This window comes from Ensifer sp. VA4 (genome assembly GCF_055710065.1).
In genome coordinates this window covers 1-24,432 of the sequence record NZ_JBVQPO010000007.1, presented here as the reverse complement: position 1 = coordinate 24,432, position 24,432 = coordinate 1, and the positions used below count along the sequence as shown (strand labels likewise).

The following is a 24,432-nucleotide window of genomic DNA, read 5'->3' as shown; positions in this document are numbered from 1 at the left end:
AGCATGGACATCCGCAAGATTGATGACACGATCAGCGTGTCACCGCAGATCGGGCTTGAGAATACGAACGAGCTAGCGGCGCTCGGATTCAAATCCATCATCTGCGACCGACCGGATGCCGAGGAAGCCGACCAATCCACCGGCGCTGACGTCTGCCAGGCCCCCATGGGCGCGGGCCTCGACTTCCGCCACATTCCGGTCATCGGTTCAAACATCACAGACAACGACATAGCCCTCTTCCGCGAAGCCTTGGCGGTTCTACCAAAGCCAATTCTTGCCTACTGTCGATCGGGCACGCGCTCGGCGACGCTTTGGGCCCTGTCGACGGCCGAGACGACCAGTGTCGAGCATGTGATGGCGACCGCAGCGGAAGCCGGCTACGACCTTAACGCGCTTCGCTCGCGCCTGGAGGGGTCTCAACGGCGAACCACAAAATGTGTCTCAGCCGCGTGCGACGTACTCGTGGTCGGTGGAGGCGCCGCCGGCATTGCAGCGGCTACGAGCCTGCTGAAGCGGCGTCCCTTTCGCAACATAACCATCGTCGACCCCTTGGATCGACATGCCTATCAACCAGGCTGGACCATGGTCGGCGGCGGCATCTTCAAGCCGGCCGATACCGTTCGCCCAATGCGATCGGTCATACCGTCCGGCATCCGCTGGGAACAGGCGGCCGTCACCGAGTTCGATCCGCAACATGACCAGGTTGTCCTGAGCGATGGCCGCCGGTTGGGCTACCGCATGCTGGTGGCCGCCCCCGGCCTCAAACTCAACTGGTCCGGAATCGAAGGCCTTGAGGAATCGCTCGGCCGCAATGGCGTGACGTCGAACTATCGCTACGACGCGGCGCCCTACACCTGGCAACTCGTGCAGAACCTGAAAGGAGGGCGTGCGCTCTTCACGCAGCCGCCCATGCCGATCAAGTGCGCCGGCGCGCCGCAAAAGGCGATGTATCTCTCGGGAGGCCATTGGTACCGGCAGGGTCGCATCAACGACATCGCCACAGAGTTCCACACAGCAGCTCCGGTGCTGTTCGGCGTCAAGGACTATGTGCCGGCGCTGATGAAATATGTGAAGCGCTACAGGGCGAACCTCAATTTTGGATCGCACCTGACAGCCGTCGACGCTGATGCCAAGGTGGCCACGTTCTCCGTAACCGGCGCCGACGGGCAGGCAACGACAGTCACACGCGAGTTCGACATGATTCACGTCTGTCCGCCGCAGGTTGCCCCGGATTTTGTCCGCGAGAGCCCGATTGCTGCCGGAGGCGGCTGGATTGATGTCGACGAAACGAGTCTGCAGCACAAGCGTTTCTCCAACATCTTCGCGCTCGGCGATGGCGCCGCCACCTCGAATGCCAAGACCGCGGCCGCGGCCCGCAAGCAGGCACCGATCGTGGCCGAGAACCTTCTCGCGGTCATGGACGGGCGAACGATGCCGGCCGCCTATGATGGTTATGGGTCCTGCCCGCTTACGGTCGAGCGCGGCAAGATCGTGCTCGCGGAGTTCGGCTACGGCGGCAAACTCCTGCCGACATTTCCGACGTGGCTCATCGACGGCACCAAACCATCGACGCTGGCTTGCTATCTGAAGGCCGAAGCCATGCCGCCGATCTATTGGCACGCGATGCTTAAGGGCCGCGAATGGCTTGCATCGCCGGAACTCAAGGCCGAGGCCGCATAGCACCCCAAGGACATTCATGTATCTCGATGCTCTACAATATCTGCTCGGAGGGCTGTCCGGCGTCCTGGTTGGCTTCACTCTCGGGCTCTTCGGTGGCGGTGGTTCGATCCTTGCCGTCCCGCTGATGGTCTATCTCGTCGGCGTGCCGAGCGCGCATCTGGCGATCGGCACCAGTGCGCTCGCCGTCGCCGCCAACGCTTTTACGAACCTTGTCGGCCATGCTCGCCTCGGCAACGTCAAATGGCGATGTGCCGCCGTCTACAGTGCCGCCGGCGTCGTGGGCGCGTTCCTCGGCTCCACGCTCGGCAAAATGGTCAACGGTCAGCACCTGCTAATACTGTTCGCCCTCCTGATGCTGGTCATCGGCGCACTGATGTTCAAGCGGCGAGATGCCGAAGGCAATCCGGGCGCCCAATGCAGTCCCGAGAACGCCTCGAAAGTCCTGGGTTTCGGCGGCATGACCGGTATCCTGTCGGGGTTCTTCGGCATTGGCGGCGGGTTCCTCATCGTCCCCGGACTGATTGCCGCGACAGGAATGCCAATCATCAACGCCATCGGCTCCTCGCTCGTCGCCGTCACCGCGCTCGGGCTGACGACAGCCATCAACTACGCTCTTTCCGGCTATGTCGATTGGGCACTGGCTGCCGTCTTCATCCTCGGCGGTGTCGCAGGCGGAGCGTTCGGCGCGTTTGTCGCGGCCCATCTTTCAGCCAGGAAAGGCGTGCTCAATAGCCTGTTCGCCTCACTGATCTTCGTGGTTGCCGGCTACATGATCTACAGGGCCGTGGGCCAAATTGCTGCGGCTTGATCTCACGCGCACCGAGGAGATCATTTCGAAGCAGGCTGAAATGCGTCGATGAAAACCGACGAAGGGAAGTCCAATGAGCTACTACTTCGCAAAAACATTGTCATGCGGCTTTGACGAGGCGGTACAGCGAACGACGGGCGCGTTGAAGGCCGCCGGCTTTGGCGTCATCACCGACATCGACGTCAAAGAGACCCTTAAGAAGAAGATCGACGTGGACTTCCGTCCTTATCGAATCCTCGGTGCCTGCAACCCGCGCATGGCGTATGAGGCGCTCAACATCGAGGATAAGGTCGGGACGATGCTGCCGTGCAACGTCATCATACAGGATGCCGGTGGTGGCAACATCGAGGTCGCCGCCATCGATCCTGTTGCCTCCATGCAGGCGATCGGCAATCCAACGCTTTTGGAGGCGGCCAAGCGGGTGCGGTCGATGCTGGAGCGCGTAATCGAGGGCCTCTGAACGGTCACAGCGCTCATCGCGCGGTAAGAAGGTCCGGAAGGCGGCCCAGATAGAGCCGCTCGTTGTCGGCCAGTCCGTCCGTCGTTCATGTCGATCAATGCCCAATGCCGGTCAGCGACATAACTTTGATTTTCACCGAGCAGGAGCAGAGCGATGTACAAGCGTTCCATGATTGTAGTGCTGACCCTTGGGATGTTGTCAGGGCAGACGCTCGCCGACGACGACTTCGGACCGCGATGAGGTTGGCGACAGGGTCCTGGCCCTGGAATGATGCAGCGTCTCGGCGCCATCGACACCAATGATGACGGCATGATCAGCGATGACGGGAATCGGTGTTTGCCGCGATGGATGGTGATGACGACGGTGATTTGACCGAGGACGAATATATGAGTTTGCGCATGGGGCCTGGACGAGGCTTCAATGAGGCACGGCAAAAGGCGATGCAGGAGCGCAAGAAGATCCGGTTCGCTGAAATGGACCACGACAAGAGCGGCAAGGTCAGCAAGGCGGAGTTCATGGCGGCCGGCAAGGCTCGCTTCGAAGCGGCCGATACCGACAAGGATGGACGGGTCCTGTGCAGTCAGCTCATGGTAAAACCAGACGGGCGGATTGCGTGACCGATGCCCTTCCTGCGCCAATCGCATCGCGGCCTTCGACCAGGGCGAGCTCGTCCCGCAACATTTCTGCGATAACTGTGGCTTCTACTTGCGGCGTGCGTCGAATGTCGCTGTCCGTGCTGCGACAAGGCGGCTCGACCGTTGCATCAATGATATCTGCCGCTTGGAAGCGATCACCGGATCTCTGGCCAGAGGCAACCTCGTTCAGCGCTTGCAGGACCTGCGAGCCTCAGCCGGCATCTATGCCACATCGAACCTGACCGGCCTGTCCACAGCGGCGCGTATTCGGTGCATGGAACGCCTGGCCGAGCAGCCGGTCGATTGGCTGACGACAGAAGACGACGTTGTTGTCGCCATCGGGCGGCGGTTGATTCTGGCGCCAGGTGGGCATGCCCCCTTGATCGCCCATATCGCAACAACGCTGGAGCGGCGAGGGCAACGCCTCCCGACGAGCCGGACCGCCGGCTGCCGAACTCCCAGTCGTCCTGGGCGCCTACTTACGCATCAGAGAGGCTCCTCATCGGCCGCCCCGTCGAAACCGCGGTCCGGTCGGCGATAGAGAAAGTGCTGATCCCGATGCCCGCGGCGACGAGAGCCACGGGTGACGCCGTCCCAAGGGAACGGTTCAAAATACTGTCATGTCATTGAACTGTCATATACATCCATTATTCTGGATATATGGATGATAATCAGACAATTGCAGCGCTTGCTGCCCTTGCCCAGCCAACGCGCCTACGCACGTTCCGCCTGCTGGTCGAACGCGAACCCGAAGGGGTGCCGGCGGGCGAACTGGCTAAGCTCGTCGACGTGCCGCAGAACACCATGTCGGCGCATCTTGCGACACTGTCGCAGGCCGGACTGGTGCGGGGCGAGCGGCACAGCCGCTCGATCGTCTACCACGTCGACCTCAATCGGTTCCGCGCCGTCATGGTCTACCTCCTGCAGGACTGCTGCGGCGGCAACGCCAGTCTCTGCGCGCCATTGATTTCCGACCTGACCCCCTGCTGCGCTCCTGGGGAGGAGACGCAGGCCTGTTGAGCCAAACTGGAGAGCGCCCATGAGCGACAAAGTCTACAACGCCCTTTTTCTATGCACGGGCAACTCCGTCCGCTCGATCATCGCCGAAGCCATCCTCAACAGGCTTGGCATGGGCAAGTTCAACGCCTATTCGGCAGGCTCGCAACCGAAGGGGGAAGTGCATCCGTTTGCCCTGCAACTCCTCAAGAGGCTGAACTACGACACGTCCTTCGCCCGTTCGAAGGCTTGGGACGAATTCGCTGCACCCGGCGCACCGCAAATGGATTTCGTCTTCACCGTCTGCGATAACGCCGCCGCCGAGGCCTGTCCCGTGTGGCCGGGGCAGCCGATGACGGCGCATTGGGGCGTGCCTGATCCCGCCGCGGCCGAAGGCAGCGAGGCCGAGCGGCACTTCGCCTTCGCCGAGACCTACCGCATGCTCAACAATCGCATCTCGATCTTCGTGAGCCTGCCGATGCCGAGCCTCGACAAGCTCGCGCTGCAGAAAAGGCTCGATGAGATCGGCCGCAACATTCAGAAGGCCGGCTGAAACATGGCATTCGATCTCAAGCGCCGCCTAGCCGCGGAAGTCCTCGGCACGGCCATCCTGGTCGCCACCGTCGTCGGCTCCGGAATCATGGCCGACCGTCTTTCTGACGACGTCGCGGTGTCGCTGCTCGGCAACACCATACCGACGGGTGCTATCCTCGTCGTGCTGATTAGCATTCTCGGCCCGATCTCCGGCGCCCACTTCAATCCTGCTGTCACCATGGTGTTTGCGGCACGGCGAGAGATCGAGGTACCTGCCGCGGCGCTCTACGTCCTTGCGCAGATCACCGGCGGCATCGTCGGGACGGTGATCGCTCACGCGATGTTCGACCTGCCGCTGCTACAACTGTCGGAAGCCGTCCGCACCGGCTCAGGCCAATGGATTGCTGAAGTGGTCGCCACGTTCGGGCTTGTGCTCACGATCCTGACGGGACTTCGCTTCCGTGGTGACGCGATCCCATGGCTCGTCGGCCTCTACATCACAGCGGCTTACTGGTTCACGGCCTCGACGTCGTTCGCGAACCCTGCGGTGGCTGTGGCCCGCGCTTTCTCCAACACGTTTGCGGGCATCCGTCCGACGGATGTCCCAGCTTTCGTCGGCGCCGAGGTCCTCGGTGCGCTGGTCGCCACGGTCATCGTAGGCTGGATGCTCACCGAGCGAAACACCTCAATAGCGGCAATCATGGCCAAGGGAACCGAATAACCATGGACGTCACCATCTACCACAACCCCGCCTGCGGGACCTCGCGCAACACGCTGGCGCTGATCCGCCACGCCGGCATCGAGCCGACTGTCGTCGAGTATCTGAAGACGCCGCCAAGCCGGGATGAGCTTGCCCGGATGATCCGCGACGCCGGGCTCTCTGTTCGCGAGGCGATCCGCGAAAAAGGAACGCCCTATCTGGATCTCGGCCTTGATGACGCAACTCTCTCGGACGACCAGCTCCTGACAGCGATGCTCGAGCATCCTATCCTCATCAATCGCCCATTCGTCGTCACCCCGATGGGCACGCGGCTGGCTCGGCCATCGGAGGCGGTTCTCGACATCCTGTCTGCCGACGCCTTCAAGGCCGCGTTCGTCAAGGAGGACGGCGAGAAGATTCTCGATGACGAGGGCCGACGTATTGTCTGATCTTCCTGCCGCCGATCTGCGCCATCTTCAGAAGCCCGATCTCGACGCGCTTCGGCCGCCGTTCTCGAGCCACCCGCCGCGCATCCTGATCCTCTACGGCTCGGTCCGCCAGGTGTCCTATTCCCGATTGCTGGCCGTGGAGGCCGGACGCCTGCTCGAACACTTTGGGGCCGAGGTGCGCTTCTTCGATCCCTCAGGGCTGCCGCTTCCGGACGACGCGCCGGTCAGCCATCCGAAGGTCCAGGAACTGCGCGCACTTTCGGCGTGGTCGGAGGGCCAGGTATGGGTGAGTCCGGAACGGCACGGGGCGATTACCGGGATCATGAAGGCGCAGATCGACTGGATTCCGCTGTCGATCGGCTCTATCCGGCCGACGCAGGGAAAGACGCTTGCTGTCATGCAGGTGTCGGGCGGTTCACAGTCCTTCAATGCCGTCAACACGCTTCGCCTGCTCGGGCGCTGGATGCGCATGATCACCATCCCGAACCAGTCGTCGGTCGCCAAAGCCTACCAGGAGTTCGATGGAAACGGTCGCATGAAGCCGTCCTCCTACTACGACCGGGTCGTCGATGTCTGCGAGGAACTGGTGAAGTTCACGCTGCTGACCCGCGATGCATCGGCCTATCTCGTCGAGCGCTACAGCGAACGCAAGGAGACCTCGGAGAAGCTGGAACAGTGCGTCAAGCTCAAATCAATCTGACCACGCTTTTGCCCGCAAGCAGCGACAATGGCCGATGAGTGAGTGAGGGAATACAAAAGCAAAAGATCGATTGGACCAAACCCTGGTGGAAGCCCGTCCTGATCGGCACCTGCATCGTGGTCGGGCTCGCACAGCTGATCGGCGGCATTGTTATGTATTTCGCTTATCGATAACACGGGCGGCGCCGGTCCTCATGGCGTCACAGCGGCCGCGCGCTTCGCGGCCGCCGTCACCGCGACGAATGCTGCGACGCCGACCGCACCGAGCAAGGCACTGACGGTCAAGGCAACATCGATCCCGAAACGCTCCATGAGGACGGAGAGGACGAAGGGGGCCACGGCGCCTGCCGCCAACCGGGTGGCGGCCATGCGGCCTGTGATCGCGCCGTAGCCCAACGACCCGAACAGCCACAGAGGCAGCGAGCCCTGGGCAATGCTGTTGATGCCGGACCCTAGGCCAAGGCAGATCGCGAAGGCTGCAGCCCCGGGCAGCCAGGTTCCCGACAGGCTGAGGATGACAACCGCCGTGACGATCAATGCGGCGGAGAGGGTCGCGAGTGCGGGCGGCGACACATTTTTGCCGAACGCCATGTTGATCAGCCGGCTTAGAACCTGCGCAGGCCCGAACAACGAGCCGATCACCACGGCCGCCGTTCCGAAGCCGATGGCTCCGAGCATCGGAACCATATGCGTCAGCATCGCGGAAAGCGCGAATCCCTGCAGCGCAAACGCCAGGGAAACAAGACGCAGTCCACGCCGCCTGACCTCGGCCGGCAACGCGCCGACGACCACCTCCCGATCCTCGCGTGCAAGTGCGCTCGCTTCGGACCCTCTGCCGCACATGATCCGATAATGGAGCGGGAAACAGACGAGCAAATTGAGAACAGCGTAGGCGACGTAGATTTCGCGCCAGGTGAAGTGTTCGCGCAGGTTTGCGGCGATCGGCCAGAAGAGTGTCGAGGCAAAGCCGGCGATCAAGGTGAGATAGGTGATGCTGCGCGCGGCGGCCCGCGGACGGCTTTCGACGAGGGTCGCAAAGGCCGCCTGGTATTGCACCATGCCGGAGGCCACCTCCAGGAGGACGACCGAAGCGGCAAACACCGCGATCGATGGAGACCAGGCGCACAGGAGCAAGGCCAGCGCGGAAAGGACCGAGCCGACGGTCATAATCATCGCTGCGCCGAAGCGATCCATCCAGCGGCCGATGAAAGTCGCCGAAAGCCCGCCCACGAAAAGTGACGCGGAGAAGACGCCGAACACCTGCTCGACACTGAGCCCGAGGTCGCTTGCCATGCCCGGCGCGAGGATGCTGAAGCTGTAGTAGAGCGTGCCGTAACCGATGATCTGGGTGAGGCCAAGCGCGGCGACGATGCGCGCCGGGATGGCGGGAGTGAGCGGAACGGTTGTTGCCGCGGGAGCGTCGGGCTTCATCTTAGACATTCCCGCCTTCAGCGGTCGCGGACGAGGGCGAGCAGCAATTGTCGTCCTGCTCGAGGAGGGCGCGCACGCGGGCGTGCCCGGCGCAGCAATCCTCCATCAGGAACTTCACGAGACCGGACAGTGCATCGTAGTTCGCGCTGTAGACGATCGAGCGCGATTCACGCCTTTGCGCGATCAATCCGGCTCGCTCCAGCTCCTTCAGGTGGAAGGAGACATTTGATGGTGAAACGGCCATCGCCTCCGCGATCGCACCAGCCGCCATGCCGTCGGGGCCGGCCACGACGAGCGTTCTGACAATGCCGAGGCGGGTCTCTTGCGACAGGGCCGCAAAGGACAGGAGGGCTTGACGCTCTTCCATGATTCAATAATCCTTGAAATATTGAATCATGGAGTAGCGCAGATGACGCTTATAGACAATACCCGATACGCGCCCGCTCACATCACCCTGGCGCCCCGTTGGAAAAACTTGGACAAGTGGCCCTCAGGCCGCTCGTCTTCGAATACGACGGCAAGGCTGTCCGCCCGGGTTACCATGTCACCGAGGTCAAGGCCGGCCAATTCTCTGCCTTGGATTGCGGAGCCAATCCAGAAGCCTGGTCGGAAATCTTCGTCCAGCTCTGGGACGTCGATGATGGCGATCGCACGCACATGACGGCGGGCAAGTTCTCCGTCATCGTCAGGAAGGTTTCAGAACACGTCGCCATCGACGGGGCCGCCAAGCTGACCTTCGAGGTCAGCGATGGTGTCAAGCCGATGCAGCTTTACTGCGCCGGCGACCCGTCGAGCGCGACAACGCCGTTTTCATTCTCCTGTCACCGCGCCCTTCGAGCTGCAAACCGCGCGATCGATGGCTCGCCGCACAAACCGCCCCGGCACAAGCGGGTTCTTAAAGCGTGACATCCTGGATTGGCGGGGGCTGCGATGGGTCGGAAAGCGGACGCGACGAAATCTCCCCGAACGCACTCTGCGCCGATTCTGGCGCGCGAACGAGAGGTCGCGAAAAACCGCGGCGATCAACGCTCTCCTCACCCGGCCAATCGGGATCCTTCCGGCGAAAGTTGGCGACCCGGCCAGCCCCTTTGCGCTCGGGCTCTGGAATGACGTCCGTCCCCTGCTGAAACCGGAAGTCAGCGTCTCGGCTCTGCGCGCATAATCACGCAGCCCTATCGCCTCTACATCGAACGCAAGGACACGACGAAGAACATGGCGCGCTTCTATTCGCTCGAGATCGGCAGCAACCTCTTCGGCGAAATCTGCCTCACACGTCGCGGGGACGGATTGGCGCGCGCGGACAAACGGCGGCGCATCAGTTTTCGCGCGAAGAAGACGCGGTCGGCCTCTTCCTTGATTTGGCGCGCCGCAAGCTGCGGCGCGGATATCGCCCGCGGACGGGGACGCGGCGAGAAAAACAGACCACTTGATCTTGTGCGGCGAAGGACAGATTGCTGCTGCTTGAACCAGGCACAGCGTCGACGATAGCGAACTAGACGCGATCTGCGCACGCTGACAGCGTCAGGACGCCAGGCACTCTTCACAGATCCCACAACCGTCTGAGTCCATGCTCGTCGCTGGGCGCTTCTTTTGACAACAGAGGCAGGTGACGGTGTCGCGCGCGCTCCTGTTGTCGCGCTTCGGCGGTATGATTTCGATTGGATGGTCGGAGACCGTTTGTCTACCTTGTTGATCCATCTCGGCGCTCCGTGTCGAGGCTGCTAGTTCAGATAGGAAGCCTTGAGACGGCAACAAGATGTGTAAGCGGCAACATTATGCTTCCGGCGTCACTCGGTCGGGCGGATAGGAGCGAGATGCGCAACCCCGACTGTGAGAACCACGAATGGAGACGGTATTTGGGCTGAAATCGCGCTTGAACGGATACCGGAGCTCATTCCTCACCGTCTTGCATGATCCGCAGCGCCCGGATGAGGTCCGCCGCATCGAGAAGAGTATCTCTCGCGTCCTCTGGTGACAAATCTCGGGCGCGCGACGACGCAACCTGCAAATCGACCAGCACGTCCCTCGCGCGCCGACTACCAACCCTTCCGGTCTGCTCGCGCATATCGCGGATCGTGTCGACAGACCGGTCAAGAAGACGGCTCATCTCGTGCGGTGTCAGCTTCTCGATCTCATTGGCGGCTCTGATCAATTCGGAGATAAAGGCGGGAATGGAAGACATGGCGGGGAACGTGTGGATGCTATGCCACTTCAATGTTGCGTTCGTCGTGCTCGGTCAAACGATCGTCGAAAAGCGCGCTCAGATCACGACCTGTCAAACCGCTTCAGCAATCCTGCAAGCTGCTTGTTCTGCAGCCGCAGCTTTTCTGTGAGCTGCCGCCTGAGCTGCCGGACCTCTTCATCCAGAGCAGCAACTTCGTCGGACAACGTCGGTGGCGACCGCACGACGACGGATGCTTCCTTCGGCTGCATCGCTGCAACCACAGCAACTGGCCTTGCGCTTGGCTTCCTGACGCGCCGCTGCACTTTTCTCGGTTGCGCCGATTGTGCGCGTTCCGACGCGTGATCGTCGGCGCGCGGCGAATCGACCCTAATGGCCGCGGACACCTGCTCGACTATTTCGACCGGGACAACGAGGTTACCGGTCGGGTCAGCCGACGTGTCCGGCCCGTCAACCGTCGCGCTTGCACCGTCGTCGCTCCGATCCAAGGGTGCCGGAATGCCCTCTTCCCGAGCGAACGATGGTTCGTCCGGCTTCGAATTTTCAGCTTCCGGCGGGCTCGCAGGCTCCTTGATTGTCCGGCCAAAAGACGTCAAACCGGCCAGGTATTTCCAGGGTGACTTCATCGTGCGCCCTCATCTCACGCGATGGCGTCGGCACCCATTGCTGGGACCGTAAGCCACCAAAATGTAGGAGGAGGCCGATCGCGCAGACCGATCGGCTATCACCGAAAACGATCAGGAAAGACCGAGCCGCTTGCGCAGGTCCGCGTTCTCGGCCCGCAGCTTTTCGGCCAGCGCCTTACGGAGTCGTGCATTCTCTTCTTCGAGCTGAAGCAGGTCCGCGATGTCGTCAAGGACCGGAGCTGCCGCTGCGATGGTTTGCTTCGGCGCTCGGGTCTTTCCGGCGCCCTTGGCGCTGTTCTTTGCCGAGGTCTTGCCGCCAGTCGCGACAGAGGTCACGCCTTCGGCCGACGTCGCGGATTTCTTCCGGCGTCCCCTTCCCGTCTTGACACCATCTTCCTTTGGGGCTTCGGCGGTCGCTTCCGCAGCGACGTTCTTCGGCTTCGGGCCCCGGCGCTTTTTCGGCGGCGCAATTTCCGCCGGGGTGGTCGTCGTCTCGACGGTCTCAATATTGTTGTCGTCTGCCATGGCTGTTCCCTCTGCAACTATCAGGCTTATTTCCAACGCGGAAAGGGCAGAGTCAATGAGACTCTCCGGTCCGCAACAACCCGGCTATCAAAAGACGGCGCCGCTTTTCGGCAGCTTGAGACTTTCGCAGAGGCGTGAACTCAGCGAAAGGGGTTTTGTACGGGATCCCCTCTCCATCCAAAAGCGCTGTACAGGCGTTGGCGGGGTCCACTGATCAGAGCCCTTGCTCGGTCTAGCACTACGACTGCGCCAGAGCTCCGTAACCCGGTCTCTTGTAGCATGCTCTCGTTGGCCGCGATTTCAGGATCGTAAACTCTTGCATCCCACTCCGCCGGTTCCACTTCGGAGATGGAAACGGAAGGCGAAGCATCGCTTGAACCTAATATGGCTTTCGCGGCTTCGACTATCCCTGAGGCGTAAGCTGGAAGCCGGCCTTCAGCTTCCGGCCTCGAACGCGACGTTAAAGTATTCGATTGGCACATCCGCCTCTCGCACTCTTTGCTCGTTCTGCTGGGCGCGTCGAACGGCAAAGTTCCACCCGACTGATACGATCGAAAGCCGGCGACATGCCGCCAGTCCGGATATCGATTCCTATCCTTCGCCTTGAAGAGAATCGAACCCGCCGCCAGTTCTTCCCGGGCGTGCGACTCGCAAACGACTATGCCAAAAGCCACGAGCGCACGGATCTTCGCAGCGTCAAGGGTGCACGGGCGCGCAAGTAGAGATCGGACCCATCGAGCGATGCACACCCATGGCTCAAAACACGCGGATCGTATTTGCATGAGAAATAACGCTTGCAGAAATAGCAAGCACCACTATATATGCTAGATGAACAGCAAGCAGAAAAAGACGCTCGTGGCGGTCTTCAAAGATCCGGTCTCGGGAACCATCGAGTGGGCCGCTATAGAAAACCTGCTTGTCGCTGCCGGCGCGAACGTCATCGAAGGAAACGGCTCTCGCGTTAAGTTCGAAAAGGACGGCATAATCGCGAGCTTCCATCGTCCTCATCCCGACAAGGAGGCAAAGCGTTATCAGGTTCGCGATGCTCGCGAGTTCCTGACGCAAATTGGAGTAGAACCATGAACACCATGACTTACAACGGTTATCACGCTCGCATAGAATTCGACGCGGAGGACGAACTGTTCTTCGGTAAGATTGCAGGCATTTCTGACGTAGTCGGGTTTCACGGGGACAGCGTTGGTGAACTGAAGAAGGCATTCCACGAGGCTGTCGATGATTACCTCGAGGCCTGCAAAAGCATCGGCAAAGAGCCTCAAAGGCCCTATTCAGGCAAGATGATGTTTCGTGTTGCTCCTGAAGTGCACCGCCGGGCTGCTTTGGCGGCCGAACTTTCGGGAAAAAGCCTCAATCAGTGGGCCGAGGAGGCCCTGGAAGAAGCCGCGGCGCACTTCACTGAAGCTCGTCTTTCAGCGTAGCGCGTCCATTGGGTGCAGGATGGCCGCAGACTCCACTCGGCCATTCTCTTCCTCACAAGGCTGGCATTCCAGTCGATACATTATGCGATCCTTTGAGCACAGATCGGGAACAAACACAGCACAATACTCGTGTAGCGTTCACCTACTGGGCCAACTGAGCGCAAAAGGGGGGCGCGCAAGCGAGCTCAGGCCACGGATAGCGACCGTTCAATCACCCTCTGCTGTTAGCGTCGAGTGCCAGTTTTCTATCACTCTGGAAAACATATCCATGGCGGCAGCGCCTTTCTCCAAGGTCAACAAAGAGCGTCGGCGATTTTGGTACGTCATGGGAATATCAATCCACCTGCGATCACGAAGAAGCGTCGTGTTTTCTGTCACCGCATCGGTGAAGCCATTGAGAGCAAGCATGTGAAATTCGTCGGTGATCTTCGCGGGTATGACCAGCGGATCACCTCGCTCCTGCTCGCTCTGCTTCATCGAGACGCGCACGATATTTGCGATGCCGCCGCCGGGAAATTGGGCGGACGGCGAGAAAATGAACTCGAGGATATGGCTTGCAGGTAGCGATGGGTCCGTGTTGCGCCGGATTTTCATCACTGCCGTCAGACCGCGCTCTGGAACCTCTATTTGCGCCTGGATAATGGGCTCTGGCTTCGCATCACCTTCCGATGATTCTTCCTGCACTGACCAAACTACATTCCCTCGAACGGCTGCCGGCGCAGAGCCTCCATATTTTTCCTCGTAAAGGAACACACTTTGTGCCTCGACGGGTGCCGGTGATGGGGGCATGTCAGCTGGTATGGTCGATGTTTTTACGCGGTGAATCTTCGCCGTCGCCTTCTCATCCGAAGGCACCACAAACCCGTCTTTCAACCCAAGCACCAAGTCCCCCGTTAGCGATGCTACCTCCCAAGGAAGTTGCTTGTCGTTTGTTGCCATAAGGACATCGCGCCGAACTTTCCGCATTGTCAGCGCAATATCGACCCCGGGCTCGCCGAGGTGTTTCAGTAAGGCTTCGGTGTATGGACTGTTCCGGCCGACTCCATCACTAGCAACTTGTCCGGGTGAAGTTGAGTAGGAGATCATCATACCGACGCCGGATTCCACTCGCGCTAGACCCCGCCCCGCACTTGCCGATCGGGTAGCACTCATAACGTTCACCACAGGATTGTCGCGACATGCGTCCAAAAAAACGAGATTCGATTTCCCCTCCCGCTCCATCGTCGACAAAATCAAATCGAGCGGGATTGTCTCGAACGGCAAATCATCATGCGAGCGAAGGCTAGCGCCGACCGGCGCCATGTAATTCTGCCCGGCAACCTGTAGCCCATGCCCAGCGTAGTAAAAAAGAGCCACGGCAGATCCGGGGATCTGGGCGAAAAATTCACGAATCTTGCCCTCCATCTCACGACGGTCGAGATCGAAACCGGAGATCACGACGAACCCCAGGGACGTGAGTTTCTCTGATACGTCAGTAGCATCATTGACCGGGTTGGATAGCCCGGGCATCGAAATGTAGTCGCCATTGCCAATAACGAGAGCGACTCTCCGGTCAGCGAATGAAGCAGCGGAAGTGCCCGTAAAAAAAAATGAACGCTAGAGCCAGCACATAAAACAGCTTCATCGCTAATCCCCCACACACAACGCAGCTATCAAAAAATCGTGCCAGCAGACACCTTTATCGGAAGGTTCGAGGCACTCGGTACGGAACGTGTATCACTTTCTTTTGCCGAAAATCAGGAGTTGCGTTTATTAGCGCCATCAAATTAACTGACGAGAAATGAGATAAGCAAGTCGTTTCTCTGAAGAGTCTAACCCGGGAGTCTTGCTGGATGCGTACAGGTGTAAAAGCCGCGCTGTGGAAGAACGCCTTTGGCGACGGCGTTCGCATTGGGACGCCCCAGAGATGATCGATATCGAGGCAGTTCGCGCGAATCTGTTTCCAGCCAGCCACGGAGCGATCGCGGACTGGGCAGCGTTCCCCTGGCATCGTGATCGCACCAATCGGATTCAGGCCCACAAGGTGCATTCGTCGCAGGCTATCGCAATTGATGTGTTCGGCACACTCAAGATGAGCACAGATCGCGATCGCATTTTCGACGCCATCGCCGAGCGTACGGGAGTAGCACCAGGCGGCCCGTGGACAATAACACTCGAATGGACTGATACAGATCGGCTTCTTGGAGAACCGAGGGCCACGCAAGTGGATGCACTTGCAGTCAGCTCAAAGGCCGCGCTCGTCATCGAGTGCAAGTTCACCGAACCCGGAGGCCAGTGCAGCCAGACGGTGGCGTTATCTTCGGGCGAACGCCAATGCAACGGAAGCTACGCTAACCAAATAAACCCGCGGAATGGTGTGCGCGCGCAATGTGCTCTGACAGGTAAGGGAATTCGATACTGGGAGTACATCCCAAAGGTCTTCGACCTCGACCCAGGTGTCGATCATACGCCCTGCCCTTTCAAGGGAGACACCTATCAGTGGATGCGCAACGCCGTTCTGGCGGCAGCGATAGGCAAGCATCGTAACCTTGAAGCGCTCGCCTTAGCAGCCTTTGCCGATCATCCAGGCTTTCCGACGGCACAAAAGGTTAAGCGAGGCCTGGTGGATCCCGGTCACACCGGTCGAGCGGCGGTCACACCCATCTCCTACCAGCAGATCATTGCGATCGCTCGCCAAGTTGGCATCGACGAAGAACTCTGGAGCCGCCTTTCTGCGTGGGTCGATCAAAAAATCGCGCAGGCGGCGTCGGTACACTCCCGAAAAAGCGCGATTCAATCGCCAGTAGCGCCAGGCATTTGAATCCTTTCACCGCTTCTTCGCAGTCTCGGCGCCGGTCGCGCTGGAACACGTTCGGTCCGGCTGCAATCGGGAAACTGATTGCAGCCGCAAAAAACTGAACCGTCCCGATTTCGTTTCTCGATGATCTGCCCGACCAGACAGGTCGGACATCGACGCAAAGCGGTCCCTTCAGTCGTCTCGAAGCGGATGTCGTCGCCGGCGATCTCGCAGAGCTCGCGGATGTATCGCGATGGCTGGCGGCTGTCCGCAACGAGGTACACACCCCGGCTGGCGCGTGTCAGCGCAACGTAGAACAGGCGCCGTTCTTGTAGGTCCTACAGGGCGTTCGGCCAGTTTCTTCGCGAGCGCGACCGTAGGACATACGACAAGGTGGACCGCTATTTCAGCGTTGACGACGATTTCTGGTACGAATTCGAGGATCGCCTAGCGACGCTCGACAGCGAGAGCCTGATTGAAGACGCATCGGTGTTCCTAACCGGTTACGGATCCGACGACTGGAGCGACGCCGCCAATCACGACTATCAATACGAGATCAACGAGGTCGGGCAGGTGATCTCGAAAAGGCTTCGAGACGGGCTCGCGGAATGGATCCCCCAGCTTCCCCTACCCTCGGCAGCTGCAATCGCTGGTGTGCGCCTGCCGATCGATGCATCGGCGATCTTTCTGAACTTCAACTATACACCATCGTTGCAGCAACTGGACATGTTCATGGCTGATGCCTGAGATGTTGCGGGTGCCGCCGGCACCAGCGCCATATTGCTCCAATGCGTCACGAGCAGCCCCGATTACATCATCGTGGACGCCCATCGACAGATAGACGTTGGAACACCAGATCGTGACGCGCCTGCCGGTCCGATGATCGAAAGCATAGATATTGCTATGCGCCACCCGTTCGAGATCGGCGAACACGCGATAGCGTCCCTCTCGGTGCAATTGCGCCCGCGCAAAGAAGTCCTGGTGGCCGAATTTGGTCATTGGGGTTTCTCCGCCTGCCTTGAGCCAAGCAGGTCGATGACGCTGGCAAGTTGCATTTCATGCGAATCTTCCACCACGGTTCGGGCGAGGACTTCGAGGATGGTGGCGGCAGCGCTGCGCGCGGCTTCGACCAGCGAGCAGCCCCGTGTGAGTTTGGCGGTCAGCAGGCCCGTGTAGAAATCACCGGTGCCGACCGGCACGATAGGCAGGCGCGGCGACGTCAGCCGCGTGCAAGACTTTCCATCGAATACAACGTTCTCAAGGGAGCCGTTCGGCGTGTCGTCCAGGGTGCAGCCTGTTACCACCAGCCAAGCGCCGCGGTGGCCCTGGATTTTCGTGACTGCCGCATCGAGCTGCGTCCAGCTCGCAGGCTGGCTTTGAGATATCAGCCCGATCTCGAACTGGTTGGGCGTCAGCAGATCGGCCAGCGGCACAAGTTCGCTGCAAATGCAGTCGACCACCTGATCGGGGACGAACACCCCGAGATTGGAATCTCCCATCACCGGGTCGCAGATATAGGTGATGTCCGGGTTGATCTGGCGTGCGCGCCGCACGAAGGCCGCAACCACATCGCCATTCGCGCGGGAGCCGAGATAGCCGGAGACGATATAGCGGCTCGTCTCGATCAGCCCGCGTTCCTCGACGCCGCGTAGCAGATCGCCGACAAGCTCGGATTCGAGGACGCGCCCACGCATGGTTTCAAAGCCGGGATGGTTCGACAGCAAGGTCGTCGGCACCGCCGCCACGTTCAGCCCGTGGGTCTGCATGGGCAGGACGGCGGCGCTGTTGCCGACATGCCCATGCACGACCTGGCTCTGGATCGAGATGACGGATGTGGTCATCGCGGTCACTTCGCCGTTCCCTCGCTCACAGTCAGGTCGGTGCGTTCACGGCGCGGTAGCCGGCCGTTCAGGACCATGTAAGCGACCAGACCGATCACCAGCCCCCAGAACGCACCCCCGATGCCGAGGAGCTTGATATTGGCAGCGGACGCCAGGAAGGTGATGAGCGCAGCTTCTCGCGATGTCGGATCGGCCATCGCACCGGCCAGGCTGCCGCCAATCGTGCCAAGCAGCGCCAGACCGGCAAGCGTCGTGATGAAGGTCGCAGGGAAGGCCATGAAGACGGCGGCCAGTGTGACACCGAAGACGCCCACCAGCACATAGAAGCAGCCGGCTGCAATGCCGGCGATCCAGCGCTTGCGCGGGTCTTCATGCGCTTCCCGGCCGGTGGCGATTGCCGCCGTGATGGCGGCGATGTTGAAGGCATGGGAGCCGAACGGGGCCATGATGAGGGAGCCGAGGCCCGTCACTGTGACGATGGGATTGGCGCTGGTCTTGAAGCCATCGTTCCGCAGCACCAACATTCCGGGCATGTATTGGCCGGTCAGGGTGATGAGGAACAGAGGCAGCGCGACGGATAGAAGCGCATTCAGCGAAAAGGCCGGCATCGTGAAGACGGGCGCTGCGAACTCCAGTTTCAGCCCCGAAAGATCGACCCGGCCCTGCGTTAGCAGGAAAACCAGCCCGAGAGCGAGGATGCCGACCACTGCATAGCGGGCCGAGAAGCGCTTCAACACGACATAGGCAACGATCAGCAGTCCAACCAGCAGCGGATCGATGCTTGCCCCGCCGAATGCACCGATGCCGAATTGCAGCAGGATGCCCGCCAGCAGGCCAGAGGCGATGCCCGGCGGAATCAGCCGGATCACCTTCTCGAAATAACCGGACAGCCCAAGCGCAACGAAGGCCGCCGCCGAGATCATGTAAGCGCCGACCGCCTCGGCATAGGGCGTCGTTGCCAGTGCGGTGACAAGGAACGCCGCCGCTGGCGTGGACCAGGCTGTGATGATCGGCTCGCGAAACCTCCAGCTCAGAAATAGCCCGGTCAACCCGACGCCAATCGAAACCGACCAGACCCAGGAGGCCGTCAGTTCCGGGCCTAGCCCCCCAACTTTCGCGGCCTGAAACACCAGAATGAAGGTGCCGCCATAGTTGACGATGACGGAGATCAGCCCCGCCACGATGGGATGGGTCAGATCGTTGAGACGGATGGGCGATGAACTGGACGGCATGGTCGTGACGGAACTCCTGAAGTTTTTCGGGTCGCGGAGGCAACGAATTACCTTGACAACTAGTCGACCAATGGCCTGATCTACCCATCCACTTTGCTCGAGAGATTCAGACCATTTGTTCAAGCACTCCCAACTCGAATCCGTGAAGGCATGGCTTGCCCATCCCGCCCATGCGGCGATGCCGCTTCATGCGCGGATTCAACGCGCGATCCGGCAACTGATTGTTGATGGCGCACTTGGGCCGGGCAAGCCGCTGCCGGCTTCGCGCGCGCTCGCAAAATCCCTGGGGGTGTCACGCGACACGATTGAAGCGTCTTACGCGCAGCTTCATGCCGAAGGGTTCATTGACCGCCGGGTCGGTAGCGGCAGTTTCGTGGCGCAGATGACGGAATTCACGCCCGGCCACCGTCTTTCCCAGCGGGACGCGCTCGCGCGCAACCAGGCTCCGAACCTCAGCAAGCGCGGCAGCGGCATGTTCCGCAGCTGCGGCGTCCGCGAGATGCTGACCCCGCGTCCTTTCGCGCATGGCGTGCCGGAAACCCGCACATTTCCGCTCCCGCTCTGGGAAAGGCTGGAACGGCAGGTGCGCAAGGAATTCGGTGTGCAGGCACTCCATCACGGCGACCCGCAGGGAACAGAGCCACTGCGCCGCGCCATCGCCGACTATGTAAACCTTGAACGTGGCGCACGCGCCACCGCCGACCGCGTGTTGGTGCTGACCAGTTCGCAGCAGGCCATGTCACTCTGCGCCAATATGCTGCTCGATCCCGGTGATCGGATATTCATCGAAGACCCGGCCTATTACGGCGCGCGCAAAGCCTTCGACGCAGCGGGGCTGGAGTGTGTTCCGATCCGTGTTGACCGGCAGGGCGTCGTTGTCGAGCAGATCATGGCCGAGCCACGAAAGGCGAAAGCCATCTTCCTGACGCCTTCGCACCAATTCCCGATCGGCGCGACGCTGGCGCTGGATCGTCGGCTCGCCCTGATCGAATGGGCCGCCCGGCATCAGGCATGGATTATCGAAGACGACTACGACAGCGAGTTTCACTATGCGGGCAAGCCGACGGCTTGCGTGCAGGGCCTGGATCCGCATGATCGCACCATCTATATCGGCACCTTCACCAAATCGCTCTTTCCAGGCTTGCGGATCGGCTATGTCGTGTTGCCGCCGCAACTGGTGAAGCCGATGACCGTGGCGCGCACGCTTCTGGACGGTCATACGGCCCCCATGGCGCAACTGACATTGGCTCGGTTCATGGAAGGCGGGCATTTCGGTGCGTATGTCCGCACCATGCGCGGCTTCTATGCCGAGCGGCTCGACGTGCTGGTCAGCCTCGCCAACAAGCACCTGGCGGATTTGGTCGAACCGCGCGTTCCCATCGGCGGTCTGCAAATGCCCTGTCTCCTGACAGGCGATCTAACCGAACGCGCTGCGATCGACGCGGCCCGACGGGTTGGGATCGAACTGCTCGGATTGTCAGCGCTGCACGCCGCCGGCAAAGCCAAGGCCGGTTTCCTCATGGGTTTTGCCGCTTATACACCGGCCGAGATCGAGGTCGCGGTCAGGAAACTGGCAAATGCTCTCCGGGCTGTGTCGAAGTCGTAGATCAACGCTTCGCCTCAAGCCAATTGGTCTGGTCAACTCATGGCAAGTGGAGGGGAATAGCAGACCACGGCCATGATAGGTGCTGGTGAAACACCGCCGCGCGAGGCTGCCCGGCGGCGAGTTATCAGCACCTTGAAGGAGATCACCAATGGAAACATCGGTCGCGCAACACGCAGTCCAGAACGATAAAGCAGGCGTGAGCGCAGCCGGGCTATCCGTCGCCGATGACGCCATTGCCACCGCAATCGCCAGCGAAACGATCCGGCAGCGCGAATCCATCGAACTGATCGCCTCGGAGAACTTCGCGAGCCAAGCCGTACTCGATGCGCAAGGATCGGTGCTCACCAACAAATATGCCGAAGGCTATCCGCATCGCCGCTATTATGGCGGCTGCGCGAATGTCGATGTCGTCGAGGATTTAGCGATTGAGCGGGTGAACAGGCTGTTCGGTAGCACCTATGCCAATGTCCAGCCGCATTCTGGCAGCCAGGCCAATCAGTCGGTTTTCCTCGCGCTGCTCGACCCCGGCGATACGATCCTCGGACTCGATCTCAAGGCAGGTGGGCATCTCACCCATGGGGCGCCAGTCAATATGTCGGGCCGGTGGTTCAACGTCGTCAACTATGGTGTGGACCCGGACACCCATCTCATCGACATGGACCAGGTGGCCGCGCTTGCCCACCAACACCGGCCCCGACTGATGATTGCCGGCGGTTCGGCCTATCCGCGTGTCATGGACTTCGCGCGCTTCCGCCAGATCGCCGATGATGTTGGCGCGATCCTGCTGGTCGATATGGCACACTTCGCCGGTCCTGTGGCCGGCGGCGTCTATCCGTCGCCCATTCCTTTTGCCGATGTCGTCACCTCGACCACGCACAAGACCTTGCGCGGACCACGGGGCGGGTTCGTCCTGACCAGTGACGCCGAGATCGCGAAGAAGATTAACTCGGCGACGTTTCCCGGTCTTCAGGGCGGCCCCCTCATGCACATCATCGCCGCGAAGGCCGTGGCGTTCGGTGAGGCGCTGCAACCGTCCTTCAAGACCTATACGCGGGCGGTGGTCGAGAACTGCCGGGTGTTGGCGCAAGCCCTTGCCGATGGCGGGCTGAAGATCACCTCCGGCGGCACGGATTGTCATCTGGCCGTGGTCGATCTGCGGCCCATCGGCGTAACCGGCAATATCGCCGAGAAGGCGCTAGAATCGGTTGGCATCACCCTCAACAAGAATGCCATTCCGAATGACCCGGAAAAGCCGATGGTTACATCGGGCATCCGCGTCGGCAGCGCCGCCGGAACCTCGCGCGGCTTCGGTGTCGATAACTATCGCGAGATCGCCGCGCTCATGCTTGACACGCTTGAAGCCGTTCGTGGCGGATCGCTCAATGCCCGCCGGCCGGAGATCAGTGGCCAGGTGCGCCAGCTCGTCGCGCGCTTCCCGTTGCCATACTGATCGGGGGCGACATGAGCACGCCTCCAATAGTTGAACTTCTGCCAGAGGACATCGCCCGCTTCGGCGACGATCCCGCCACGACATTCGCGGCGAACCTGAAGGCCGTGCAGGCGCGCATCACGGCGGCCTGCCAACGCTGCGGGCGTAACCCTGAAGACGTGCGCCTGCTCCCCGTCACCAAGACGGTCCCGGCGCATATCCTGCGGCTTGCCTATACTGCCGGGATTTTGGACTTCGGTGAAAACAAGCTCCAGGAGGCTCGTGACAAGCAGGCCGTCCTTGGCGACCTAGCCATCCGTTGGAACATCATCGGCCATCTCCAGACCAACAAGGTGAAGTATCTGGTCCGGCTGGCGTCGGAGTTCCACGCGCTGGACAGCTTCCGGCTGGCGGAGGAACTGAACCGCCGGCTGGTTGCCCTGGATCGCGATCTGGACGTATTCGTGCAGGTCAACACGTCGGGCGAGGAAAGCAAATATGGCCTGCACCCAGACGATCTCATGCCCTTCGTCGCACGGCTGTCTGAATATCCCCGGCTCAAGCCGCGCGGTCTGATGACGCTAGCGATCTACAGCGTCGATCAGGCGCGGGTGCGCACCTGCTTTCGCCTGCTTCGCGATTTGCGGGATCGTGCTGTCTTAACCCATCAGGGCCTTACGCAGCTCTCCATGGGCATGTCAGGGGATTTCGAGATTGCTATCGAAGAAGGCGCGAACGTCGTGCGGGTCGGCCAGGTCATCTTTGGCGCGCGGCCGACCGGACATGCCTTCTATTGGCCGGGCCTCGTTGAACAGTGATTTCGCTGCCCGATTGAAGCAATACCGGGGCAGGCAAGTCGGGATTTCGCTCTCGGGCTTCGTTTTGTCTGTCGACCGTCAGCCTACAGGGCGTCGCTTCCACTTGATACATTATGCGATCGTAGAAGCACGAAACCGGAACAAGCGGTGTGCAGGCGGCGGCGTCGAGACAGTTTCATCACTGGCAGAACAACAGTCTTGCGTTTACAGCCCGGTCAATGATGGTGGTGGCACCGAGGCCGGTGAGATAATCCGCCTCGGCCGTCCACCCAGTAACGGCAGCGACGCTGTAGCCGCGCGCGGCTAAAAGCATGGTTGCAATACTGCCGACACCACCGGCGGCACCGGTTACCACCACCTCTCCGCTATCCGGCATCACACCGTTGCGCTCGAGCGCATGGCGCACAGCATCGCCGTGTAGCCAGCGGTCCCTATCGCCATGGCGTCCCGGAGGCTGACCCTTTCCGGCTCCAGCCAGTCTCCACTCACACGCGCCTTGGCCGCCAGTCCACCCCAATGCCGCTCCCCAACGCCCCAGCCGTTCAGCACCACCCGATCATCCGGCTCAAAGGCGGAATGGGAACCTTCGGCAACGACGCCCGCAAAATCGATCCCAGGCACCATAGGGAAACTGCGCACCACCGGCGAGGCGCCGGTGATCGCAAGAGCGTCCTTGTAATTCAGGGTCGACCACGCGACATCCACCAGCACTTCGCCCTGAGGCAGTCGCGAGGTATCGATCTTCGAAAGACCGGCCTCCTGCCCGCTGTCGGACTTCTCGATCAGGACGGCGTCAAACATCTGAGGTCCAAATTCTTGCCTACGCGACTTTCTTTGCGTTGGGCGTAGAGCAGGCCACTTGCGAATTGACCATGGCGTCAACCGCTTGGGGCAGCGTCAGCACACCTATGGCCTGACCGGCGGCATCGACAACGGCGATCTCATCTTCCCCAGCCAGCGTCATCGCTCTTGCCGCTTCCTCCAACTTCGCGCCGGCAGGCACCGAAGTCTTCAACTCACGAGCCGAAGCACCCAGCGCAGTGGCGACCGTCTCGACGTTGATGACGCGGGCACGGTTCACTTCCCGAACGAAGCTGGCGATGTAATCGTCTGCCGGGTTCATCACGATGTCCTGCCCCGTGCCCTGCTGCACAACTTCCCCATCCCGCAAAATTGCAATGCGATCCCCAAGCCTGAGCGCCTCGTCCAGATCATGGGTGATGAAGACGATCGTCTTCTTTATCTCCTTCTGCAGGTCGAGGAGCACGGTCTGCATATCGACGCGAATGAGCGGGTCCAGCGCAGAAAACGCTTCGTCCATCAGCAGGATCGGCGCGTCGTTCGCCAGCGCACGGGCAAGACCGACGCGCTGTTGCATACCACCGGACAACTGATTGGGGTATTTGCTCTCGAAGCCCTTGAGCCCGACACGCTCGATCCATCGCATGGCGCAGTCGACCTGCCGGTTACGAGGTGCCCCTTGTATCTCCAGGCCATAGAGGGTGTTTTCGAGAACGGTGCGGTGGGGGAGAAGCGCAAACTTCTGGAACACCATGGCGGTCTGATGCC

25 protein-coding genes and 5 pseudogenes are annotated in these 24,432 nt (G+C 60.8%); 19 read left to right on the top strand and 11 right to left on the bottom strand.

From position 1 onward, the window contains the following. Positions 1 to 3: 3 nt before the first annotated feature. From AC0C6X_RS13465 to arsH, 9 genes are all read left to right on the top strand, one after another. Positions 4 to 1,680 (top strand): bifunctional protein tyrosine phosphatase family protein/NAD(P)/FAD-dependent oxidoreductase, encoded by a 1,677-nt coding sequence (locus AC0C6X_RS13465; protein ID WP_173519190.1) that lies wholly within the window; start codon positions 4 to 6, stop codon positions 1,678 to 1,680. Positions 1,681 to 1,696: 16 nt separating this feature from the next. Further along, positions 1,697 to 2,488 (top strand): sulfite exporter TauE/SafE family protein, encoded by a 792-nt coding sequence (locus tag AC0C6X_RS13460; protein ID WP_173519191.1) that lies wholly within the window; start codon positions 1,697 to 1,699, stop codon positions 2,486 to 2,488. Between the two features lie 73 nt (positions 2,489 to 2,561). After that, the gene (locus AC0C6X_RS13455; protein WP_247958856.1) at positions 2,562 to 2,948 is read left to right on the top strand and encodes a DUF302 domain-containing protein; all 387 of its coding nucleotides are present in this window, start codon (positions 2,562 to 2,564) and stop codon (positions 2,946 to 2,948) included. A 332-nt stretch (positions 2,949 to 3,280) separates the two neighbouring features. Continuing rightward, entirely contained in the window at positions 3,281 to 3,565 is a 285-nt protein-coding gene (locus AC0C6X_RS13450) for an EF-hand domain-containing protein (protein ID WP_173519193.1), read from the top strand. Between the two features lie 678 nt (positions 3,566 to 4,243). After that, a complete protein-coding gene (locus AC0C6X_RS13445; protein ID WP_173519194.1) occupies positions 4,244 to 4,603 on the top strand; it encodes an ArsR/SmtB family transcription factor in 360 nt (119 codons plus the stop codon). A gap of 19 nt (positions 4,604 to 4,622) precedes the next feature. Further along, on the top strand, positions 4,623 to 5,132 hold the full coding sequence (locus AC0C6X_RS13440) for an arsenate reductase ArsC (RefSeq protein WP_173519195.1): 510 nt from the start codon (positions 4,623 to 4,625) through the stop codon (positions 5,130 to 5,132). 3 nt (positions 5,133 to 5,135) lie between these two features. Beyond that, positions 5,136 to 5,834: an aquaporin gene (locus AC0C6X_RS13435; protein WP_472953555.1), complete on the top strand. Its 699-nt coding sequence runs from the start codon at positions 5,136 to 5,138 to the stop codon at positions 5,832 to 5,834. A gap of 2 nt (positions 5,835 to 5,836) precedes the next feature. After that, positions 5,837 to 6,262: an arsenate reductase (glutaredoxin) gene (gene arsC, locus AC0C6X_RS13430; RefSeq protein ID WP_173519197.1), complete on the top strand. Its 426-nt coding sequence runs from the start codon at positions 5,837 to 5,839 to the stop codon at positions 6,260 to 6,262. Next, positions 6,237 to 6,962 (top strand): arsenical resistance protein ArsH, encoded by a 726-nt coding sequence (arsH, locus tag AC0C6X_RS13425; RefSeq protein WP_472953551.1) that lies wholly within the window; start codon positions 6,237 to 6,239, stop codon positions 6,960 to 6,962. Before arsC ends, arsH begins: the two co-directional genes overlap by 26 nt. A gap of 191 nt (positions 6,963 to 7,153) precedes the next feature. Here the strand turns inward: arsH and arsK are convergent, their stop codons facing one another. Both arsK and AC0C6X_RS13415 read right to left on the bottom strand, forming a co-directional pair. Beyond that, on the bottom strand, positions 7,154 to 8,401 hold the full coding sequence (arsK, locus tag AC0C6X_RS13420) for an arsenite efflux MFS transporter ArsK (protein ID WP_472953549.1): 1,248 nt from the start codon (positions 8,399 to 8,401) through the stop codon (positions 7,154 to 7,156). After that, positions 8,394 to 8,759 carry an ArsR/SmtB family transcription factor gene (locus AC0C6X_RS13415; protein ID WP_173519199.1) on the bottom strand — a complete coding sequence of 122 codons (366 nt, stop codon included), beginning with the start codon at positions 8,757 to 8,759 and terminating at the stop codon, positions 8,394 to 8,396. The genes arsK and AC0C6X_RS13415 overlap by 8 nt, the downstream gene beginning before the upstream one ends. Positions 8,760 to 8,801: 42 nt before the next feature. Between AC0C6X_RS13415 and AC0C6X_RS13410 the strand changes: the two are divergent. The 3 pseudogenes from AC0C6X_RS13410 to AC0C6X_RS13400 all read left to right on the top strand — a co-directional run bounded on the left by AC0C6X_RS13410 (position 8,802) and on the right by AC0C6X_RS13400 (position 9,822). Beyond that, positions 8,802 to 9,291 (top strand): annotated as a pseudogene (locus AC0C6X_RS13410) (DUF6428 family protein). A gap of 74 nt (positions 9,292 to 9,365) precedes the next feature. Beyond that, positions 9,366 to 9,548: pseudogene (locus tag AC0C6X_RS13405) on the top strand (ProQ/FINO family protein); the annotation flags it as partial. Positions 9,549 to 9,550: 2 nt separating this feature from the next. Next, a pseudogene (locus AC0C6X_RS13400) lies at positions 9,551 to 9,822 on the top strand (WGR domain-containing protein). Between the two features lie 461 nt (positions 9,823 to 10,283). Here AC0C6X_RS13400 and AC0C6X_RS13395 read toward each other — a convergent pair. The 3 genes from AC0C6X_RS13395 to AC0C6X_RS13385 all read right to left on the bottom strand — a co-directional run bounded on the left by AC0C6X_RS13395 (position 10,284) and on the right by AC0C6X_RS13385 (position 11,725). Next, the gene (locus AC0C6X_RS13395) at positions 10,284 to 10,574 is read right to left on the bottom strand and encodes a hypothetical protein (RefSeq protein ID WP_173519200.1); all 291 of its coding nucleotides are present in this window, start codon (positions 10,572 to 10,574) and stop codon (positions 10,284 to 10,286) included. 83 nt (positions 10,575 to 10,657) lie between these two features. Next, the gene (locus AC0C6X_RS13390) at positions 10,658 to 11,200 is read right to left on the bottom strand and encodes a hypothetical protein (protein WP_173519201.1); all 543 of its coding nucleotides are present in this window, start codon (positions 11,198 to 11,200) and stop codon (positions 10,658 to 10,660) included. 111 nt (positions 11,201 to 11,311) lie between these two features. Beyond that, positions 11,312 to 11,725 carry a SyrB-like regulator gene (locus AC0C6X_RS13385; RefSeq protein ID WP_472953546.1) on the bottom strand — a complete coding sequence of 138 codons (414 nt, stop codon included), beginning with the start codon at positions 11,723 to 11,725 and terminating at the stop codon, positions 11,312 to 11,314. An 828-nt stretch (positions 11,726 to 12,553) separates the two neighbouring features. Between AC0C6X_RS13385 and AC0C6X_RS13380 the strand changes: the two genes are divergently transcribed. Both AC0C6X_RS13380 and AC0C6X_RS13375 read left to right on the top strand, forming a co-directional pair. After that, a complete protein-coding gene (locus AC0C6X_RS13380; RefSeq protein WP_247958861.1) occupies positions 12,554 to 12,808 on the top strand; it encodes a type II toxin-antitoxin system HicA family toxin in 255 nt (84 codons plus the stop codon). Continuing rightward, positions 12,805 to 13,161 (top strand): type II toxin-antitoxin system HicB family antitoxin, encoded by a 357-nt coding sequence (locus tag AC0C6X_RS13375; protein WP_247958862.1) that lies wholly within the window; start codon positions 12,805 to 12,807, stop codon positions 13,159 to 13,161. Before AC0C6X_RS13380 ends, AC0C6X_RS13375 begins: the two co-directional genes overlap by 4 nt. Before the next feature lie 207 nt (positions 13,162 to 13,368). On the opposite strand, the pseudogene AC0C6X_RS13370 reads toward AC0C6X_RS13375, so the two are convergent. Next, a pseudogene (locus tag AC0C6X_RS13370) lies at positions 13,369 to 14,700 on the bottom strand (caspase family protein); the annotation flags it as partial. A 367-nt stretch (positions 14,701 to 15,067) separates the two neighbouring features. Here AC0C6X_RS13370 and AC0C6X_RS13365 point away from each other — a divergent pair. Then, positions 15,068 to 15,961 carry a PGN_0703 family putative restriction endonuclease gene (locus AC0C6X_RS13365; protein WP_472953543.1) on the top strand — a complete coding sequence of 298 codons (894 nt, stop codon included), beginning with the start codon at positions 15,068 to 15,070 and terminating at the stop codon, positions 15,959 to 15,961. Here AC0C6X_RS13365 and AC0C6X_RS13360 read toward each other — a convergent pair. Further along, a complete protein-coding gene (locus AC0C6X_RS13360; RefSeq protein WP_472953541.1) occupies positions 15,934 to 16,221 on the bottom strand; it encodes a topoisomerase DNA-binding C4 zinc finger domain-containing protein in 288 nt (95 codons plus the stop codon). The genes AC0C6X_RS13365 and AC0C6X_RS13360 overlap by 28 nt on opposite strands. Positions 16,222 to 16,330: 109 nt before the next feature. Between AC0C6X_RS13360 and AC0C6X_RS13355 the strand changes: the two genes are divergently transcribed. Beyond that, positions 16,331 to 16,684 carry an AbiH family protein gene (locus AC0C6X_RS13355; protein ID WP_472953539.1) on the top strand — a complete coding sequence of 118 codons (354 nt, stop codon included), beginning with the start codon at positions 16,331 to 16,333 and terminating at the stop codon, positions 16,682 to 16,684. 248 nt (positions 16,685 to 16,932) lie between these two features. On the opposite strand, the gene pdxY is transcribed toward AC0C6X_RS13355, so the two are convergent. Together pdxY and AC0C6X_RS13345 are read right to left on the bottom strand one after the other, a co-directional pair. Beyond that, positions 16,933 to 17,778, bottom strand: coding sequence for a pyridoxal kinase (gene pdxY, locus AC0C6X_RS13350; RefSeq protein WP_472953795.1), 846 nt, complete (start codon positions 17,776 to 17,778; stop codon positions 16,933 to 16,935). 5 nt (positions 17,779 to 17,783) lie between these two features. Next, positions 17,784 to 19,010, bottom strand: a complete 1,227-nt coding sequence (locus AC0C6X_RS13345; protein WP_247958866.1) for a benzoate/H(+) symporter BenE family transporter — start codon at positions 19,008 to 19,010, stop codon at positions 17,784 to 17,786. Positions 19,011 to 19,125: 115 nt separating this feature from the next. On the opposite strand from AC0C6X_RS13345, the gene pdxR reads away from it, so the two are divergent. The 3 genes from pdxR (at position 19,126) to AC0C6X_RS13330 (ending at position 22,863) form a co-directional block, all read left to right on the top strand. Beyond that, positions 19,126 to 20,616, top strand: coding sequence for a MocR-like pyridoxine biosynthesis transcription factor PdxR (pdxR, locus tag AC0C6X_RS13340; RefSeq protein WP_472953537.1), 1,491 nt, complete (start codon positions 19,126 to 19,128; stop codon positions 20,614 to 20,616). A 148-nt stretch (positions 20,617 to 20,764) separates the two neighbouring features. Then, positions 20,765 to 22,066, top strand: coding sequence for a serine hydroxymethyltransferase (glyA, locus tag AC0C6X_RS13335; protein WP_472953536.1), 1,302 nt, complete (start codon positions 20,765 to 20,767; stop codon positions 22,064 to 22,066). An 11-nt stretch (positions 22,067 to 22,077) separates the two neighbouring features. Next, positions 22,078 to 22,863, top strand: a complete 786-nt coding sequence (locus AC0C6X_RS13330) for a YggS family pyridoxal phosphate-dependent enzyme (RefSeq protein WP_247958869.1) — start codon at positions 22,078 to 22,080, stop codon at positions 22,861 to 22,863. A gap of 211 nt (positions 22,864 to 23,074) precedes the next feature. On the opposite strand, the pseudogene AC0C6X_RS13325 reads toward AC0C6X_RS13330, so the two are convergent. Continuing rightward, positions 23,075 to 23,664 (bottom strand): annotated as a pseudogene (locus AC0C6X_RS13325) (alcohol dehydrogenase catalytic domain-containing protein); the annotation flags it as partial. A 19-nt stretch (positions 23,665 to 23,683) separates the two neighbouring features. After that, the coding region (locus AC0C6X_RS13320) for an ATP-binding cassette domain-containing protein (protein ID WP_472953534.1) at positions 23,684 to 24,432 on the bottom strand (749 nt) is incomplete at its 5' end.

Excerpts from the sequence above, each read along its gene's own strand:
- AC0C6X_RS13460 (WP_173519191.1), top strand. The coding sequence starts at position 1,697 with ATGTATCTCGATGCTCTACAATATCTGCTCGGAGGGCTGTCCGGCGTC.
- AC0C6X_RS13330 (WP_247958869.1), top strand. The coding sequence starts at position 22,078 with ATGAGCACGCCTCCAATAGTTGAACTTCTGCCAGAGGACATCGCCCGC.
- AC0C6X_RS13455 (WP_247958856.1), top strand. The coding sequence starts at position 2,562 with ATGAGCTACTACTTCGCAAAAACATTGTCATGCGGCTTTGACGAGGCG.
- AC0C6X_RS13415 (WP_173519199.1), bottom strand. The coding sequence starts at position 8,759 with ATGGAAGAGCGTCAAGCCCTCCTGTCCTTTGCGGCCCTGTCGCAAGAG.
- AC0C6X_RS13390 (WP_173519201.1), bottom strand. The coding sequence starts at position 11,200 with ATGAAGTCACCCTGGAAATACCTGGCCGGTTTGACGTCTTTTGGCCGG.
- AC0C6X_RS13345 (WP_247958866.1), bottom strand. The coding sequence starts at position 19,010 with ATGCCGTCCAGTTCATCGCCCATCCGTCTCAACGATCTGACCCATCCC.
- arsK (WP_472953549.1), bottom strand. The coding sequence starts at position 8,401 with ATGTCTAAGATGAAGCCCGACGCTCCCGCGGCAACAACCGTTCCGCTC.
- arsH (WP_472953551.1), top strand. The coding sequence starts at position 6,237 with ATGACGAGGGCCGACGTATTGTCTGATCTTCCTGCCGCCGATCTGCGC.
- AC0C6X_RS13440 (WP_173519195.1), top strand. The coding sequence starts at position 4,623 with ATGAGCGACAAAGTCTACAACGCCCTTTTTCTATGCACGGGCAACTCC.
- pdxY (WP_472953795.1), bottom strand. The coding sequence starts at position 17,778 with ATGACCACATCCGTCATCTCGATCCAGAGCCAGGTCGTGCATGGGCAT.
- AC0C6X_RS13445 (WP_173519194.1), top strand. The coding sequence starts at position 4,244 with ATGGATGATAATCAGACAATTGCAGCGCTTGCTGCCCTTGCCCAGCCA.
- AC0C6X_RS13380 (WP_247958861.1), top strand. The coding sequence starts at position 12,554 with ATGAACAGCAAGCAGAAAAAGACGCTCGTGGCGGTCTTCAAAGATCCG.
- arsC (WP_173519197.1), top strand. The coding sequence starts at position 5,837 with ATGGACGTCACCATCTACCACAACCCCGCCTGCGGGACCTCGCGCAAC.
- AC0C6X_RS13465 (WP_173519190.1), top strand. The coding sequence starts at position 4 with ATGGACATCCGCAAGATTGATGACACGATCAGCGTGTCACCGCAGATC.
- AC0C6X_RS13365 (WP_472953543.1), top strand. The coding sequence starts at position 15,068 with ATGATCGATATCGAGGCAGTTCGCGCGAATCTGTTTCCAGCCAGCCAC.
- AC0C6X_RS13435 (WP_472953555.1), top strand. The coding sequence starts at position 5,136 with ATGGCATTCGATCTCAAGCGCCGCCTAGCCGCGGAAGTCCTCGGCACG.
- AC0C6X_RS13395 (WP_173519200.1), bottom strand. The coding sequence starts at position 10,574 with ATGTCTTCCATTCCCGCCTTTATCTCCGAATTGATCAGAGCCGCCAAT.
- glyA (WP_472953536.1), top strand. The coding sequence starts at position 20,765 with ATGGAAACATCGGTCGCGCAACACGCAGTCCAGAACGATAAAGCAGGC.
- AC0C6X_RS13375 (WP_247958862.1), top strand. The coding sequence starts at position 12,805 with ATGAACACCATGACTTACAACGGTTATCACGCTCGCATAGAATTCGAC.
- AC0C6X_RS13385 (WP_472953546.1), bottom strand. The coding sequence starts at position 11,725 with ATGGCAGACGACAACAATATTGAGACCGTCGAGACGACGACCACCCCG.